Annotated in this window: 12 protein-coding genes; 8 read left to right on the forward strand and 4 right to left on the reverse strand. The window is 37.1% G+C overall.

What is annotated here, in order from left to right; genetic code table 11:
- Nucleotides 1–5: 5 nt before the first annotated feature.
- Nucleotides 6–2,255: a type I DNA topoisomerase gene (topA, locus tag EO125_RS04130; RefSeq protein WP_370447286.1), complete on the forward strand. Its 2,250-nt coding sequence runs from the start codon at nucleotides 6–8 to the stop codon at nucleotides 2,253–2,255.
- Nucleotides 2,252–3,571 carry a methylenetetrahydrofolate--tRNA-(uracil(54)-C(5))-methyltransferase (FADH(2)-oxidizing) TrmFO gene (trmFO, locus tag EO125_RS04135; protein ID WP_127147785.1) on the forward strand — a complete coding sequence of 440 codons (1,320 nt, stop codon included), beginning with the start codon at nucleotides 2,252–2,254 and terminating at the stop codon, nucleotides 3,569–3,571. Before topA ends, trmFO begins: the two co-directional genes overlap by 4 nt.
- A gap of 252 nt (nucleotides 3,572–3,823) precedes the next feature.
- Here the strand turns inward: trmFO and lgt are convergent, their stop codons facing one another.
- Nucleotides 3,824–4,636, reverse strand: a complete 813-nt coding sequence (gene lgt / locus EO125_RS04140) for a prolipoprotein diacylglyceryl transferase (RefSeq protein ID WP_127147786.1) — start codon at nucleotides 4,634–4,636, stop codon at nucleotides 3,824–3,826.
- A 138-nt stretch (nucleotides 4,637–4,774) separates the two neighbouring features.
- Here lgt and EO125_RS04145 point away from each other — a divergent pair, with 138 nt between their 5' ends.
- Genes EO125_RS04145 through EO125_RS04155 form a run of 3 tightly spaced genes read left to right on the forward strand, consistent with a single transcriptional unit; the run spans nucleotide 4,775 to nucleotide 9,227 of the window.
- A complete protein-coding gene (locus tag EO125_RS04145; RefSeq protein WP_127147787.1) occupies nucleotides 4,775–6,214 on the forward strand; it encodes a glycosyl hydrolase family 18 protein in 1,440 nt (479 codons plus the stop codon).
- A 51-nt stretch (nucleotides 6,215–6,265) separates the two neighbouring features.
- Nucleotides 6,266–8,734: a leucine--tRNA ligase gene (leuS, locus tag EO125_RS04150; RefSeq protein WP_127147788.1), complete on the forward strand. Its 2,469-nt coding sequence runs from the start codon at nucleotides 6,266–6,268 to the stop codon at nucleotides 8,732–8,734.
- Between the two features lie 13 nt (nucleotides 8,735–8,747).
- Nucleotides 8,748–9,227, forward strand: coding sequence for a dCMP deaminase family protein (locus EO125_RS04155; RefSeq protein WP_127147789.1), 480 nt, complete (start codon nucleotides 8,748–8,750; stop codon nucleotides 9,225–9,227).
- 139 nt (nucleotides 9,228–9,366) lie between these two features.
- Here EO125_RS04155 and EO125_RS04160 read toward each other — a convergent pair whose 3' ends face one another.
- Nucleotides 9,367–9,861, reverse strand: a complete 495-nt coding sequence (locus EO125_RS04160; protein WP_164726432.1) for an S-adenosylmethionine decarboxylase family protein — start codon at nucleotides 9,859–9,861, stop codon at nucleotides 9,367–9,369.
- Between the two features lie 226 nt (nucleotides 9,862–10,087).
- Here EO125_RS04160 and EO125_RS04165 point away from each other — a divergent pair, with 226 nt between their 5' ends.
- Nucleotides 10,088–12,904 carry an FAD-binding and (Fe-S)-binding domain-containing protein gene (locus EO125_RS04165; RefSeq protein ID WP_127147791.1) on the forward strand — a complete coding sequence of 939 codons (2,817 nt, stop codon included), beginning with the start codon at nucleotides 10,088–10,090 and terminating at the stop codon, nucleotides 12,902–12,904.
- A 213-nt stretch (nucleotides 12,905–13,117) separates the two neighbouring features.
- On the opposite strand, the gene ade is transcribed toward EO125_RS04165, so the two are convergent.
- Nucleotides 13,118–14,800, reverse strand: a complete 1,683-nt coding sequence (gene ade / locus EO125_RS04170) for an adenine deaminase (RefSeq protein ID WP_240630434.1) — start codon at nucleotides 14,798–14,800, stop codon at nucleotides 13,118–13,120.
- An 18-nt stretch (nucleotides 14,801–14,818) separates the two neighbouring features.
- Nucleotides 14,819–16,153 (reverse strand): NCS2 family permease, encoded by a 1,335-nt coding sequence (locus EO125_RS04175; protein ID WP_127147792.1) that lies wholly within the window; start codon nucleotides 16,151–16,153, stop codon nucleotides 14,819–14,821.
- Between the two features lie 442 nt (nucleotides 16,154–16,595).
- Here EO125_RS04175 and EO125_RS04180 point away from each other — a divergent pair, with 442 nt between their 5' ends.
- Entirely contained in the window at nucleotides 16,596–17,714 is a 1,119-nt protein-coding gene (locus tag EO125_RS04180; RefSeq protein WP_164726433.1) for a hypothetical protein, read from the forward strand.
- A 60-nt stretch (nucleotides 17,715–17,774) separates the two neighbouring features.
- Nucleotides 17,775–18,713, forward strand: a complete 939-nt coding sequence (locus EO125_RS09985) for a suppressor of fused domain protein (RefSeq protein ID WP_206168363.1) — start codon at nucleotides 17,775–17,777, stop codon at nucleotides 18,711–18,713.
- The last annotated feature ends 171 nt before the right edge of the window (nucleotides 18,714–18,884 follow it).

The following is an 18,884-nucleotide window of genomic DNA, read 5'->3' on the forward strand; positions in this document are numbered from 1 at the left end:
GATTTTTGGCCATTACGAGATCCTTCGTTACAGGGGAGAAGAAAAAAGACAAAGACGCAAAAGAAACTATCAAATCAAGTACCAAAGCACTAGAGCTTAGACCTTTGGTGATGCGTCCAGAACCGATTACCATGGAACATAAACGGACTTTCAACAAGGATGGAAAAACCTTAATTATCGTAGAATCTCCAGCAAAGTCGAAAACTATAGAGAAGTTTCTAGGTGATGACTATGTGGTAAAAGCTAGCATGGGCCATTTACGGGATTTACCTAAAATGCAAATGGGTGTTTCTATTACTAATGGGTTTTTACCTAGATATTTGAATGTACCAGGTAGAAAGGCTGTTATTGAAGATTTGCGTAAAGAAGCAGATAAGGCGAAGGCTGTGTATTTGGCAACTGACCCTGACCGTGAAGGAGAGGCCATCTCTTGGCATTTAGCACATATTTTAAATATAGATGGTACTACGCCATGTCGGGTGACTTTCAATGAGATTACGAAACATGCTATTCAAGAGGCGATGACAACACCTAGACCGATTGATATGCATATGGTGGATGCACAGCAGGCTCGTCGTGTATTGGACCGTATTGTAGGTTATAAATTAAGCCCTTTGTTGTGGAAAAAGATTTGTAAGGGACTTAGTGCTGGACGTGTGCAATCTGTAGCTGTACGAATTATCTGCGATCGGGAACGAGAAATTCAAGCGTTTATACCAGAAGAATACTGGACCATCGAAGGTGTGTATCAAACAGCTAAGAATGAACAATTTGATGTGGTAGTGACTCACAAAGGCGATGAAAAGCTAACAATTTCTAATGAAATAGAAAGTAAAGCAGTATTAAGTGTTATTCGTGGTCGTGAAAGTGTAGTTAGTTCTGTACAATCAAAACAACGTAGTCGTAAAGCACCTGCTCCCTTTACGACGTCTACGATGCAACAAGAAGGTGTACGGAAACTGAATATGAATGCGAAACGCATTATGTCTGCAGCGCAACATTTATATGAAGGTAAAGAAATTGGTGGCTATGGTCATGTGGGTTTGATTACCTATATGCGTACGGATTCCACTCGGGTATCAAATGAAATGCAAGAGTCAGCTAAATCTTATATAGTTAAGACCTTTGGGAAGGAGTTTTATCCTAGTAAACCAAATGTATTTGGAGTGAAAGCAAATGCTCAAGATGCGCATGAAGCAATTCGTCCCACTATGTTGGAATTACCACCTAAAGCGGTAGCATCCTATCTATCTAGTGATGAGTTAAAATTATACACCTTGATTTGGAATCGATTCTTAGCGAGTCAAATGGCTCCACAGAAAAGTGAAACGATAACTATGCAATTTCATGTAGATGAGTATACATTGAAAGCTTCTGGGAATCGTGTAGTATTTAAAGGCTTTACAGAAGTCTATGAGGATGCTAAAAAAGAAGATGAACATATATTGCCAGCCCTAGAAGAAGGGCAAGCTATTATGCCTGTCTCTATGGATGGTATACAGCATTTTACGCAACCTCCAAGTCGTTATTCTGAGGCAGGTCTTATTAAAGTATTAGAAGAACAAGGAATTGGTCGCCCAAGCACGTATGCAGCTACCATTGATACAATCTTAAAACGGAATTATGTGGAGCGTAAGGATAAACAGTTTATTCCTACTGATTTAGGATTTGCGGTGGTGGAATTTTTAACAACTCACTTTGAAAAGTTCATTAATATGAAATTTACTGCCTCTATGGAGGAAGATTTAGATCATATTGCACAAGGGACTAACTTTTATGAAGCGGTTATCCATTCATTTTATGAAAGTTTCGAGAAAGAATTATACACAGCTGAATCGGCTGAGAAAATAGAATTGGAAGCAGAGAAGAGTGGCACCCTTTGTGAAAAATGTGGGCATGATATGGTCTATAAACTAGGGCCTTATGGTAAATATTTAGCATGTTCTAACTTTCCAGATTGTCGAAATATTAAGTCTATTACAGTTAGCACAGGAGTGACATGTCCTAAATGTAAATCTCATGAGATTTTAGAACGTAAATCTAAGAGGGGTCGTGTTTTTTATGGTTGTGAAGGGTATCCATCTTGCGATTTTACAATGTGGGATAAACCTATTGATAAAACTTGTCCCGTTTGCGGTAGCTTAATGGCTGAAAAAATATATAAAAATGGCAATAAAAAAGAGTTTTGTTCCAACCCTGACTGTGAAACAAGACCAAAACGTAAAACTAGAACAAAGAAAGAAGATAAAGAATGAAAGATTTTGTAACTATTATTGGAGCTGGTCTTGCCGGATCTGAGGCAGCTTATCAACTGGCTAAGCGTGGTATCCCTGTGCACTTATATGAAATGCGTCCCAAAGTGTCTTCACCGGCTCATCATACAGATCAATTTGCAGAGTTAGTATGTTCTAACTCTTTGCGTGCGAATACGATAGAAAATGCAGTGGGGCTTTTGAAAGAAGAAATGCGTCGCTTAGACTCTTTAATCATGGAATCTGCTGATGCCACTCAAGTTCCAGCAGGTGGGGCTTTGGCCGTAGATCGTCATGCTTTTAGCAAAAGGGTCACAGAACGTATTAAAGAACACCCTTTAATCACCGTGATTCATGAAGAGGTCACAGAGATTCCTAGTGAAGGTATTGTAATCTTTGCTAGTGGTCCTTTAACATCAGAAGCACTGGGTGCTAAGATTAAAGAATTAACAGGGTCAAAAGATTTTTATTTCTATGATGCAGCAGCGCCGATTGTAACAGCAGAGTCTTTGAATTACGATAAAGTATTTGCAGCCTCACGGTATGATAAAGGGGATGCAGATTACTTGAATTGCCCTATGACGAAAGAAGAATATGATGCTTTCTATGAAGCGCTAACTACAGCCGATGTAGTGCAGCCAAAAGATTTTGAAAAAGAAATCTATTTTGAAGGGTGTATGCCTGTAGAAATTATGGCATCTCGAGGAGTAGATACATTGCGCTATGGCCCTTTGAAACCAGTTGGTCTTGTAGATCCACGGAACAATATTGAGTGGCATGCAGTAGTGCAGTTGCGCAAGGAAAATAAAGAAGCCACTATGTACAACTTAGTAGGCTTTCAAACGCATTTAAAATGGGGCGAGCAAAAGCGAGTATTCCAAATGATTCCAGGGTTAGAGAATGCTGAATTTATTCGCTATGGCGTCATGCATCGTAACACATATATTAACTCTCCAGAACTGCTGAACCAAGCATTCCAATTACGTTCTGATCCGCGATTGTTCTTTGCTGGTCAAATGACAGGTGTGGAGGGTTACTTAGAATCAGCAGCTGCAGGTATGATGGTAGCTATCCAAGTGGCGCGTATGTTGCATGGCAAAGAATTTGTTACATTCCCTAAAACAACCGCACTTGGTGGGTTAAGCCATTATATTAGTGCTTATGAAGGTTCAAATTTCCAACCAATGAATGTCAATTTCGGTATCATGGAACCTTGGGGAGCTAAAGTACGTAAGAAAAAAGAAAAAAATGCATTAATTGCTCAACGTGCATTAGAAGAACTAGAGGCATTAATTGTAGCAGAAGAGTTACTGTCTTAATGAATAGTATTGTACCTGCTAGGTAATGTGCGTTAGTTATACACAGATACTAGAAGTTTAATTGTATAATGAAATTAGACACCCATTAAAACAGAAAATCAGAAAAAAAGAAATTTGTAGTGTTTGAAACATTAATACATACGAAGAAGAGGAAAGAAGGCGGTATGAGCTTTCTTTCCTCTTTGTATTTGTTATAGAGTTGTTATTAGTTAGTTTATATAGGCATCACTTTGTGTTGAAACTAATACATCATTATTTTCCTTTTTTACCTTTTCCTGTAGGGAATATATGTGTATCTGTTGTTCCCTTGTAGTGAAGGTATAGCCAAATCCCGAAGGAGACAGCCATGACAATTAAGCTTGTAACCTGTGCCGATTTAAAGCCTAATGTAAGGTTGACATAATCGCCACGTAAGTATTCTAAGAAAAATCGTAAGCCGGAATACAAGAATGCATATAAGCAGAAGATTTGCCCTTTTTTATGTGGGAATACATTAGCTAAGAGTAAGATAACAAATAAAATAATATCTACTTGACCTTCCCATATTTCAGCAGGCCATAATGGTTGATTACCATAGGTGCGGTATGCCAAGGTAGTTTCTGGATAGAGAATACCAAAGTTTCCCCCAGTAGGGTGACCAAAGGCATCACCATTCATGACATTTGCCATGCGACCTACAGATTGACCCACCATTAGAGCTGGTGCAAATAAATCAGCAAAGGCCCATGGATCTACATGTTGCTTTTTTAAATAATAAATGCCAGCAATAGCACCTAACAGTACACCACCTTGGATAGCCATACCACCTTGCCATACATAAGGAATTTCTAATAAATGGTTGTGATAGTATCCCCAGTCAAAGAAGAATACATCCCATAGTCGAGCACCGATGATACCAGCTATAGCAACAGTAATGGTGAAATCTACCATATGTTTTTCCCATCCACGACCATCTTTTTTCATAATGAAGTAGCCTACAATGGCAGCGCTAATAATACCTAAGGCGAGAAGTAATCCGTAGGCTCTTACTGGAAAGCCTCCTATAAAAAATAAATATTGATACATAGTACCTCCTAATATTTCTATTACATAGATTTTTAATATTCCTACTTTTGTAGTGTACCATAAATTTTAGAGAATTAGTATAGTGTTCCCAATATATAGGCTGAATGTGATATAATAAAAAAGTTAAAAGGAGCGCTTATGAAACACTTACATTTTATGAAACATATGGTGCTAGGAATATCTGCATGTAGTTTGTTTGCTTCTTATCAAATAGTAGAGGCTACAATCCATATTCCTTTTCCAGCACTTTCTAATACAACCACAGCAGTGGAATCTACACAATATATGGGTCCTATGTTGTTTGTCCCTAAAAAGCAAGAAGTTACATTACCCATCACTATGGTATTTGATCCCATTGTGTCAGATACTGCGTATGAGAAGAAATATGTACAACAGGGTACATCTATTATGTCTCCTAGTCTGTTTGAGTTAGATACGACGGGTTTGAAACCAAGTAGCAAGCTATCCTATGAGTACGTGAATGGATACAAGGAAAAGGGATATCGTGTGTGGCCGCTCATTACGAACCAGTTCGACCCCGATATGACTAGCCAAATTTTGAACAACGAATCACAGTGGGAACGGTATAAACAAGGACTTATCAATTATGCTGTAGAATACGGTTATGATGGGTATAATTTTGACTTTGAAAATGTGCATTACAAGGATAAAGAGCAACTAACCAAATTCGTTGACTTCTTAGCAAAAGGCTTGCGGGACTATAATCTACATAGTTCCATAGATGTAACGGGTTACTCTAATAGTGAAAATTGGTCTTTAGTCTATGATCGTAAATCTTATGCTGATTCTGTGGATTATGTGGTACTCATGGCATACGATGAAACTTGGGCATCTAGTGATACACCGGGACCTGTGGCATCTTACCCATGGGTGCGTAGTCATGCGGAACAGATGCTTTCAGAAGTACCAGCATCAAAACTCGTACTGGGTATTCCATTCTATATGCGTGAGTGGTCTGTACCAGTGAAAAGTTCTTGGGAAGGAAAAGCAAAAAGTAAAACACTAGCGATGACAAGAGCCCTTGATTTAGAACGTGAGTACAGAGATGTGATGCGTTGGGATAATCATTTAAAAGGTAATTATTTAACGTTGACGAATAAAAATGGTGTCTATGGTATTTATGATGAAAAGAAACCATATGAGGGGACACTAACTAAGATCTGGTTTGAAGATCCACAGTCGTTAAGCTATAAGTTAGGACTTGTGAAAGAATTACAACTTGCAGGCGTAGCGGCTTGGCGTAAAGGTTTTGAAGCTAGTGATGTATGGCCGGTGCTGAGTTTTGCTCTAGATGATGCTAATACAAATAGTACTAAAAAGGGAAAAGCAATTTCAGACAAAAAAGATCATAAAAAAGAAGTAAAAAAACAAGAGAAAAAGAAAGATAAGAAAAAAGATAAGAAGAAAAAATCTAAACATACAGATACTTCAGAAGTGACAAAGATTTCTAAAGACGGTAAAGAAATTGTGTTACAGTTTAAGAAAATGCATAAAGACACTGATGAAACAGGTGTTGTAACGGTTACAAAAGAAAAAAAGTCTTTGCCTAAAGACTAAGACTTGGAGTATATTTAAATGTATTAATACATACAATTAAGGAGGCATAGCATGTACGAAAAATACGTGGCGCAAGACATCGAAAAGAAATGGCAAACATATTGGGAAGAGTCTGGAGTGTTTAAAACAGAGTATGACCCAAGTAAAGAAAAATATTATGTGTTAGAAATGTTCCCATACCCATCTGGGAACTTACATATGGGACATGTGCGTAACTATTCGATTGGTGATGTAGTGGCACGTTTCAAAAAAATGCGAGGATTCAATGTATTACATCCAATGGGATGGGACGCCTTCGGTATGCCTGCAGAAAATGCAGCGATTAAAAATGGTGTGTCTCCTAAAGATTGGACATTAGATAATATTGCCAACATGACACGTCAGCAAAAAGAGTTGGGTTTATCCTATGATTGGGGCCGTGAAGTTGCGACTTGTAAAGAAGATTACTATCGTTGGACACAGTGGATATTTCAACAATTTTATAAAAAAGGCTTGGCCTATAAAAAAGAAGCCAAAGTAAATTGGTGTGAACATGACCATACAGTATTAGCTAATGAACAAGTTATTGATGGTAAATGTTGGCGTTGTGATAATGATGTAGTGAAAAAGGACTTAAAACAATGGTTCTTTAAAATTACAGATTATGCAGATCGTTTGCTAGATGATTTGGATACCTTAGATCAATGGCCAGACCGTGTAAAAGCAATGCAACGTAATTGGATTGGTCGTAGTGAAGGTACACAATTTGCGTTCCATGTGCCTAAAATTGATAAATCCTTTGAAGTGTACACAACACGGGTAGATACATTATTTGGTGTGTCCTATGTGGTGTTAGCTCCTGAGCATCCATATGTAAAAGAATTGATTCAAGATGCATCCAACAAAGCTGAGCTTGAAACTTTCATTGAAGCCTTACGAAACCAAAGTGATATTGAGCGTACTTCTACAGAAGCAGAAAAAGTAGGTATGTTCACAGGTTCTTATGCGACACATCCTATAACAGGTAAAGAAGTGCCAATTTGGATTGCTAACTATGTACTAGCGGATTATGGTACTGGTGCTGTTATGGGTGTTCCAGCTCATGATGAAAGAGACTATGCCTTTGCGAAAAAATATAATTTACCTGTGAATTGGGTTATCCAAAATACAGCACAAGATTTGGATTTTGCATCTTTAGATACAGCATTCACTGAAGATGGTATATTGGTGAACTCCGGCGACTTCAGTGGCAAAACTTCCGAAGAAGCACGCCAAGCATTAGGTGATTACTTCACTGAACAAGGTACTGGTCGTAAAACTGCAAACTTCCGTCTTCGTGACTGGTTGATTTCTCGTCAACGGTATTGGGGCTGTCCAATTCCAGTGGTATATTGTGACAAATGTGGAGAACAATTGGTTCCAGAAGATCAATTGCCGGTAAAACTTCCCGAAGATGTATCCTTTGATGGTGGTGCTATTTCTCCATTAGCTACATCTGAAAATTTCCTAAACACGACATGTCCATGCTGCGGTGGTCCTGCTCGACGTGAAATTGATACGATGGATACATTTATTGATTCCTCTTGGTATTTCTTACGCTATGCAGATGCTCGTAATGATAAAGAAGTATTCAACAAAGAAATCGCAAAATACTGGATGAATGTAGACCAATATATTGGTGGCATTGAACATGCGATTTTGCACTTATTATATGCACGTTTCTTTGTAAAAGTGTTACATGATATTGGTTTAGTAGAAGTAAATGAACCTTTCAAAGCATTATTAACACAAGGTATGGTGTTAAAAGAAGGTTCTAAAATGTCTAAATCTAAAGGTAATGTAGTATCTCCAGAAGAAATCATTGCTAAATACGGTGCCGATACAGCACGTTTATTCATTCTATTCGCAGCACCAGTAGATCGTGATTTAGATTGGAGCGACCAAGGCGTAGAAGGTTCCTATCGTTTCTTAGGTCGTGTATGGCGTATTATCGATACGTATCAACAATTAGGTGCGTCTGGACATCATGATAGCTTATCCAAAGATGAAACTGCATTACGCCGTGAACTACATCGTGCTATTAAAAAAGTAACAGAAGACTTAGATGGTAAATTCAACTTTAACACAGCTATCAGTACTGTTATGGAATTGGTGAATGCTATGTACCAATTCAAAGACAACCATGAATCAGTACAAAGCGATTTAGCAAACGAATTAGTTGAAAAATTAACATTGTTGTTAGCTCCATTTGTTCCTCATATTACAGAAGAAATCTGGCATGAATGTGGATTTGAAGGTTCCGTTCATGCTGCATCCTGGCCTACTTATGAAGAATCTGCTCTAGTAGTAGACGAGGTAGAAGTGGCAGTGCAAGTGAATGGTAAAGTGCGTGATAAATTGACAGTATCCGTTTCTTTATCTAAAGAAGAACTAGAAACAGCTGCAAAAGCATTGCCACGTGTACAAGAGTTTACAGAAGGTAAAACGATTGTAAAAGTCATTGTAGTGCCTAAAAAATTAATTAATATTGTGGTCAAATAAGACGGAGTTTCCTATGGAAAAACGTAAGGACTATATTAGCTGGGATGAATACTTTATGGGCGTTGCTATGTTAGCAGGGCAACGCTCGAAAGATCCCAATACACAAGTAGGTGCTTGCATTGTTAGTGATGATAATAAAATTTTATCTATCGGATACAATGGTATGCCCTTAGGTTGTGATGATGATGATTTCTCCTGGAATCGTAATCGGGATGAAGATAATAAATACTTTTATATTGTTCATAGTGAATTGAATGCCATATTAAATTATCGTGGTGGTTCTTTAGAAGGTAGTAAAATCTATGTCACTTTATTTCCTTGCAATGAGTGTGCGAAAGCAATTATTCAAAGTGGCATTAAAGAAGTGATTTATTGGCGTGATGATTACAAAGATACACGAGAAGTGCAAGCATCAAAACGATTGTTTCAAACTGCTGGAGTTCGAATCACTGCTTACAAACCGAGCGGTAGACAATTATCGTTACACTTATAATGGAATACAGATATATTTCAACAGAAAGGCTGAACCCAGTGTACATATACGGGGTTCAGCCTCTTTCTATAGTAAAGTATACTACCGAACAAAAGAACGGCCAGGTCCAAATTGGTCCTAGCCGTTATTATGTTCGGTGTTATTTGTTGTTGCCCATTACTTTTTTGATTGCTTTCACGCCTTTAGAAGTAATGCTTTTACCTGTTTTAGTCAATCGAGTACGAGTGCGTGTCACTCTACCCATGGCAGTGAGAGAAGTACGCTTGCGCGGTTTCATATCTCTTTCATTACCGAAGTCACCACGACGGATGCTAGTAGCCTTTACTTTTTCAGAACCCACAGAACGTTGTAACTCTTTCATAATTACTTTTGGTTCTACAGATTTTTCAAATGTATATACATCTGCTGCTACATAGCCTAATTGTGGATATGCATGAAGAATTACATGGCAGTGATGAGATACGGCTACCAAGAAGATTTCATCTTCTAAAATTTGGCAATCAATTTCCTCGACACATTGATTGGTAATTGCTAAGGCATTTACAATAGCATCTTGTAATACAGCAGGAGATTCTATTTTTTCATCGATGCAAGAATATAAATCAATTAAAACGTGTTCACCTAAAACGTGCATGTTTTCACCTACTTTCATTTATTTTCTATTATATAAAATAAAAATTAATTTGTAAAATAATTATGCTTTTTTTTCATAGCAAATATCATAAAAACTAATTTATGTAATTTACTAAACTCTACTCATATGATACACTATTGTTAAGACATAGAATGCTATGTCTTTTTGAACGAGTGGTTCAAAGTTGTAAATAATACTACATATAGTAATGCCAGGAGGTCCGATTATGAAAGCACCGTTACGTTACGATTTTGCTTCTTTTTCTACAGAAGCACAGGCTGTATGCCCTGAACGAGTATTTACTGATTTTTTACATCGCTATGCTTATGGCGTCGATGCATCTTGTTATTCCTATGTGCCAGAGGTAGTGGTAAAAGCAAACAATGAAGCAGAAGTAGTGCGCTTATTGGCACTAGCTAACCGCTATGGTACACCAGTTACATTTAGAGCAGCAGGAACTTCTTTATCTGGTCAAGCATCCAGTGATAATGTATTAATTGTTGCCAATGATGGATTTAAACGGATGGAAGTTCTCGATGGGGGCAAAGCGTTGCGTTGTGACTGTGGTGTTATTGGCTCTGATGCGAATGAAAAATTACTTCCTTATGGTCGTAAAATTGGCCCCGATCCTGCGACGATTGCTAGTGCTTTAATAGGAGGTATGTTTAATAATAACTCTTCCGGTATGTGCTGTGGTACCGTGGAAAACTCTTATCAAACAGTGAAATCTGTTCGTGTGGTACTAGTGGATGGCACTATTTTAGATACTAGCGATGCTGCCAGTGTACAAGCATTTCTAAGTTCCCGTGCTGACCTTGTAAATGGTTTATTGGATCTTCGTAAATGGATTTTTGATGACCCTGAATTAGTGGAATTAATCCAACGCAAATTTAAAATTAAAAATACAACAGGCTACTCCATTAATACATTAGTTGACTTTGAAGATATCGTAGATATTTTGAACCACATTTTCATCGGTTCTGAAGGTACATTAGGCTTTGTATCTGAAGTGGTGTATAACACAGTAGAAGACAAAAAGTTCAAAGCTTGCGGTCTTGTTTTCTACAAAGAATTGTCTGATGCATCTCGTGCGGTTGTTACCTTAGCGAATATGGGGCGTAAATACGTAGTATCTGCGGAAATGATGGATTATCTTAGCTTGAAGAGTGTACAAAACCTTGAGCAAGTGCCTGATTTCGTACGTGGGGTGCCTGAGGGAACTAGCTGTATCTTGTTCCAATCTGAAAGTAACAATGAACAAGAATTAGCTGAACAAGTAGAATATATTAAAAACCAATTAAAAGATATTCCAACCATTATTCCTAGCTTGTATTCCACAGATCCAGCAGAGTATAATTCTTGGTGGTATATCCGTAAAGGCTTGTTACCAATTGCCGCTGGTCAACGTAAATCCGGTTCTACAGTTATTACTGAAGACGTATGTTTTAAAATTGAAGATTTCGTAAAAGGTATTGAATTGATCACTGAATTGTTCCATACCTATGACTTTATGGATAATGGTATCATCTTCGGTCATGCTTTAAGTGGTAACGTACACTTTATCATCACTCCAGATTTGAACGATCCTAGAGAGCGAGATAATTTCAGTGGCCTTGTGAAAGAAATGGCGGAGCGCGTGGCAGCTCTTGAAGGTAGTATTAAAGCGGAACATGGTACTGGCCGTATGGTGGCTCCATTCGTAGAATTAGAGTGGGGTGTGAAAGCATACCAAGTTAACCGCCGTATCAAAGAATTATTTGATCCTAATTATTTAATCAACCCTGATGTTATCATTACAGATGACCCAGATGTATATAAAAAGAATCTAAAAGCGATGGCAGCCATCGACCCATTATATAATATGTGTATAGAATGTGGTTTCTGTGAAAAGAACTGTCCATCGAAAAACTTAACATTAACACCACGTCAACGTATTTCCTTAGTGCGTGAAGAAACACGCCTTCGTCAAGAAGGTAAACATGCTGAAGCCGATGCATTAGCAGAAGGCTATCAATATTATGGTGTGGATACATGTGCAGCATGCTCTATGTGCTCCATGTTATGTCCACTAGGTATTGATACAGCACAAATTGCTTTGTCCGTTCGTAAAGTAACTGCAAAAGGCCACGGTATTGCGGAAGCTATCTATGACAATTTCCCAGCTACCTTGGCAGCAGCTCGTATGGGTGTGACATTAGGTGGTGCAGCAGGTAAAGTGATTACTAATAAGTTAATCTCTAAAATTACAAAAGGGGCTCACGATTTAACAGGTGTGACCCCATATGCCCCAACGACATTACCAAAAGCAAACCGTCATACTTTGAAAAACCAACGTAATACAGTGGGCAACGACAATGTGGTGTACTTCAGTACTTGTGCAAACCGTGCATTCAAACCAAACCAAGGCCAAAAAGATACACGTAGCTTACAACAAGTTATGGAAAACTTGTGCAAAAAAGCAGGCTATAATGTGATCTATCCACCTCATATTGAAAATTTATGCTGTGGATTAAGTTTTGAAAACTATGAAGACATTGATAAACGAGCATTACGTGATTTAGAAAATGCTTTATTAGAAGCAAGCTGTGGTGGAGTATATCCAGTAGTTATTGATCATTCTGCATGTTTCTCTCATGCTTTCAAACATATCAAATCTGTTACGATTCTTGATGTATCTGAATTTTTGTATACTCATATCGTGCCTAAATTAGATATTGTGAAATGTAAGGAACGAGTTATTGTTCATAAACAATGTAAAATCAAAAAAGTGGGTAAAGAAAAATATATTGAACTTATCGCACGTGCATGTACTGATGAAGTATTCAATATTAAATCCTTTGCATGCTGTGGTTTTGCAGGACAAAAAGGTTTCTTTACACCAGAATTGAACCATTCCGCTACACGCGATTTGGGAGATGAAGTGAAAGAGTACGGAGCTACACTAGGAGTAAGCTCTAGCTCCACCTGTGAAATTGGTTTAGGCGAACGTGCAGGCATTCCATTCATCGGTATTGCATACCTATTAGATGCATGTTCTAAATAACTGTGTATCACAATCATATACAATGAAAAGAAAAGCAGTCCTTTTGAGGGCTGCTTTTCTGCATGTCATAATATATTGAACGATTAAATTACATGGGAAATATATTGTTTCTATACTAAGTATGTGGACTACTGCTGTACAAGAAGATATTGTAAAAAGGAAGGAGGGGCCGAAGTCCCTCCTAGGTATAAGGGGTACATATAAAAATAGGTATTATTCACCAAAAATAGCAATTCCTTTTGTAGTGATTTTAATCTCTGGAATTACTGTTAAGCATAAGAAGCTTAAATTAATAAAAGGGTCTAATCCACGGTTTACCCCCATAGAATAGGCAATTTCTTTCATTTCAGCCACCTTAGCGTCAACTACTTCATGGCTTTCATTTGTAATGAGTCCCATAATTTCAAGTGGAAGTTCTGCAATGATTTGTCCTTCCCTAGCAATGACATAACCACCACCGATTTCTTTTAGTCGTTCAATCACTACTAGCATATCTCGGTCATTATCGCCTACTACGATGACATTGTGTGCATCATGGGCTACAGAGGTACCGATAGCACCATTTTTAATGTCATATCCTTTAATAATCCCCACGCCATTATGACCTGTAGCATGGTGACGCTCAATGCATGTAATTTTGTTAAAAGTATTATTCTCCATGAAAAGACCGTTGGAGATAGGAACTTCTTCATGTGTCATCTTTGTTAGCAAAGTACCAGGGATTAAATTGATGATTGGCATAGGGCCAGTGACAGGTAAATCTAGTTGAGATGGTTTAAATTCCCCGATGTTGACAGTATGTAATAGGTGAGTAGGTGTCTTTTTAACGTGTGTATAGGTACGAGAAATATTTTTGCCACCTACTAGGACATCATGGATAGATACTGTTTTGTAATCATCTAAAATGATAAGGTCAGCTTTATAACCAGGAGCAATGGCACCTTGGTCACGAAGATGGTAGGCTACGCAAGCATTATAGGAAGCCATTTTGTAGGTTTGAATTGGATCTAGACCAAGTTCAATAGACCGTTTCACATTGTAACTGATATGTCCCTTAGCAATGATATCCTCGATGTGTTTATCATCAGTACAGAAGGAGTATTTATCACAACAAACACCATCTTCAATAATACCTGTTACGATAGCATCTAAGTTATGAGCGGCACTACCTTCACGGATTAAGACTTGGACACCAGCCGTCACTTGTGCTTTTGCTTCTTCATAGGATCCAGCTTCGTGATTAGTGCGAACACCAGCTAGTACAAAAGCTTGTAATTCTTTATTACCGACACCGATGATGTGTCCATCAATAACACGATCTTCATAGACTTCTAATTTTCTAAGCATTGGTTCATTCCCGTTGATTACACGAGGAATATCCATTACTTCTCCTAAACCTAAAATGCGAGGGTTTTGTTTTAATTCACTGAGCTTTGGCGCTTCTAAAATACAACCAGTTTCTTCTCCAGTAATAGCAGGTACACAAGAAGGTGCCATTACATATACATGACCTTCTACATCGCTTGTTTCATCAATGATAAATTGGATTCCTTCGAGACCAGCTACATTACCTGCTTCATGAGGGTCGACGATGAAAGTAGTGGTGCCAAATTGTACAGCTTGATGAATCAATTCAGAAGGGTTAACTAAAGTAGATTCTAAATGAAGATGACTATCTACAAAACCAGGAACAATATACTTTCCCCGTACATCTAATTCTTCCTTACCTTCGTAAGAACCAAGACCCACAATAACTCCATTTTCAATAGCTACATCTGTTTCTACCCAAGTTTCACTAAACACATCTAAAATGGTAGCATGTTTTAATACTAAGCTTGCTTTTTCTTTGCCTAAGGCGACCTTAGACATGTGTGGATACATAGTATAGTTAATCATAAAACGACTCCTTTGTTATTACATAATAAATGGCATAATTTCTTTTACAATAAAGATAAGTGCTAGCACATACATAATGGCAGAAATATCCTTTTGGCGACCTGCTAATAGTTTTACTACTACATAGCTTACAAGCCCCCATTCGATACCAACACCGATGGAATAAGTGAAAGGCATCATGATAATAGTTAAGAAAGCTGGAATGCCTTCGGTAATATCTTCAAAATTAATCGCTTTAATGCACATTAACATGAATAAACCAACCACAATAAGCACTGGCGCAGTAGCTGCTGCTGGAATTACCATCAATAGGGGAGCAAAGAATAGGGCTATTACAAATAATATAGCAGAAGTGATAGCTGAAATTCCTGTACGACCACCTTCAGCAATACCAGCAGCGGACTCTACTGCTACAATATGTGGTGAGGCTCCGAATAGACCTGCAATTGTAGTACCAAGAGCTGCCACTTTCATACAATTTCCATTCACGCGTTGACGATCAGCTTCTGGTACTTCTGCTTGTTCACTGAGACCGATTAAGACACCAACGATGTTAAATAGATTAACAAATAAGAATGTAAACACAACAAAGAACATATCTGCTGTTAATAATTCAGAAACATCTAATTTCATAAATACAGGAGCCATACTAGGCGGTAAAGATAGAATACTATTTGGAAGTTTTGTTACACCTAGGAATACACCTAAAATAGCACAAGCTATGATAGCGATAAACATCGTCCCTTTTATGCCACGAGCTGTCATAGCAGTGATTAAAATAATTCCAATAATAGCAATAATGACATTAGGGTCTGTAAAGCTGCCAAGTCCAATAATTGTACCTTGGTTTGATACTACGATACCCACGCTACTAAGACCGATTAAAGCAATGAATAAACCGATCCCCGCTGTGACAGCTAATTTTAAATTATGGGGGATGGCCTCAAAAATATAATCCTTAATGGGTGTGAGGGCAATGAGTAAAATCAATAGACCCGCAATGAGTTCTGCAGTTAATGCGAACATAAAAGTGTGGTGCATTTGGATGACGACAGTATAAGCAAAATATGCATTAATTCCCATCCCTGAAATGCCAATATAAGGCATATTCGTGTAAATACCTAATAATAAAGTAATAATAATACCGCAGATAGCAGTAGCGGTGAATACAGCTCCCTCATTCATACCGCTAGCCCCCAAAATAATAGGATTCACTGCTAACACATAAGAAACACAGAGAAAACTTGTAATACCTGCAAAGATTTCTCGCTTAATGGTGGAACCGCGCTCCCTTACATTAAATTTACGATCCCAAAAACTGTTGTTACTACCAATAGTTGGACTGGTGTTCATAAAAATACACTCCTTTCACAATGATGTTGATAGTAGACCTTTACTATGCGTTTATAATAGCATATGTTTTCATGTATTTCGCATATCAATTAATCATTTTATTGGTATTTATAAGATTCTTAATTAAGTGCTATTGAATTTATATTTTATAAATATGTTAAAATATACGGAATATATAAACTACACCAAAAATGTAAATTTTTTATCAATTAAGTGCTATATAATGATAACGTTGTGAAGGATGATATTGATAAAAAACATAAATATGCAAATAATAATTATGCTAAATTGTAATATATAGAATCTAAAAATGTGATAAAAGTCATTTCTAAATATCGATATATATGACATATATAGATTTTTTCTAGTAAACAACGTATACTTAAGGTATCATTTATATACGATAGAGAGGAGGACTATGATGGGTAAAGAATATGTATTAATGCACAAAGATGTGCCTGTATTAACGATGACTTTGACAGAGAATCATAAAATTAAAGAGATAATTAGTATAATTCATGAAGATCATAAGCCGTTAAATATGCATACTGATCAAAATCAAGAATCGGCATTATATGAATTTATGACTTATCGGTCTATCCCCTATAGTCGGAAAAATTTATCACAATTATTATCGGCCTATGAAGCTGAAGATTCTTTAGAATTGTCTATTAAATCGTATCAGTTAAGTGTATCGGATCATTATTGGATAAAGCCGATAAAACAGAATCTATCTTGGAATGATGTGAATTTTTTTACTAATTCTTTTAAGGAAAGGACTATCTTTATTCGAGAACAGGAACATGTCAATTTTAATGATGTCACACCTAATACATCTGTCAATGGTTCACTACGTCAAATGTGGATACGCGAAAATAATCAATTGCTATTGATGAAAGCAGGCAATGTTTTGCAACTTGAACCATTTAACGAAGTGTTTGTGTCAAAGTTGCTAGATACTACCAACATATGTTATGTACAGTATGAATTGCGACAAATTTTTAATGGTGAATACGTTTGTGTATGTCCTATTTTCACCAATGAAAGTATAGAGTTTATTCCTGCCTGGTCAGTGGTTGGTCGATTGCATAAAAAAGCCAATAAATACGAAGCGTTATTAGCACAATGTGAAGAGTTACGGATTCCTAATTATCGCCGAGATATAGCTGCCATGATTTTAGTGGATTATATAACTCTCAATGATGATAGGCATTGGGGGAATTTCGGATTTTTAAGAGATTCTAGTACATTAGAGTATCTAGGTGTAGCACCGATTTTTGATAATGGTAATTCCCTTTGGTATGACCAATATAAAATACCAGTGGATAAGCCCTTTTACACCTATCGGTCACAGCCATTTACTACCACGCACGATAAGCAAATCAAATATATTGAACATCCAATTAGAGATCTGGATATAGATAGTTTAATAAGGGTAGTGCCAGAATTATTACAACAAGTATATTCAGATCATGACCTGGTTACGTCAACAAGGAAGAAAGCCATGGAAGATTTGTTATTACAACGAATAGAAGGATTAAAGTATATCGTAGAAAGATAAACAGTGGTCTGATATAATAGCCATATAGACTATTTTGTAAGCATAGAAAAAGGAGTTACAATGAAAGTAAGCAAAAAAGTATTACTATTAACAGCTATTATGGGGATGACTTGGTTTGGAGCATTTGCCATGGATGCTGTAGAGTCTGAGGAAAGGAATGGCGTTAGTGGAGTTAGTGGTGCTTCCATTATCGATGATGAATCCGAGGAAAGGAATGGCGTTAGTGCACTTAGTAGCACTTCTAGTATCGACGATGAATCAGAGGGAAACAATGATACTGGTGAAAAGCACTATACGTACACCTTTACATTGGAAGACTCAAACAATAAATTTGCAACTATTAAACCTAAAGAAGTGAGTGAGGACAATACGTTTTCAACTGCTAAAAAAACGAATCTATATGGTATGGAAGCAATAGATAATGAAGTAGAATCTGTATATCCAAGCGACTCGTTACATACAAATTATGTGGTTCTTGAACGCTGGGACTTAGGCGGAATAGACCCACTCGATAGAGTAACGATTCATGATGGAGGAGATTATTATAAATATGTTACCTATGGATTAACTGAGCTGTATGATAAAGAAAGTAAAGATCAAACAAAAAGTGGGTTCGGTATGGAGTTTACTTTTAAATTAAAAAAAGCTGCTTTTAAGGATGAAGAAAAAGAATTAAAAAATGTAGTAGGAGTTTTGCAGACTATTGCTAGAAGTACTATATTGCATGGAGAAATTTTTAAACCCTATGAGTTTGTCTATACAAGTCAAACTGAAGTGATGGATACGGAACAAAAGTCTAATATCAGCGGTTTTATACTATTTCCAGATAAAGAACTTGAATCTCTAGATACTCCATATGGACGCATTGATTTCTTAGCATTTATCGGAGTTACAAAGGAAGAGTTACTAGCGATTAGGAAGCAAGAAATCACTGTAAAAGAGTTATATGGAAAACTTGGCACTGATGTGACAAGTTATACTAGAAAGTCTGTGATATAGTTACTCTGAATGGCAACTTTCATGTCAAGCACAAATTAATTTGTCATAAAAAATAACTAAACATAGGCGTAATTGGAAATCAAGATAGTATTAAGTCATAAATTTATCCTGTGTATAACAAGCTTCATCAAAAGAGTACTCGTAACGTAGCCTATGTACTTCATAATCAAT

Origin of the sequence: Veillonella sp. VA139 (assembly GCF_003992005.1) — a bacterium.
Lineage (GTDB): Bacteria > Bacillota > Negativicutes > Veillonellales > Veillonellaceae > F0422.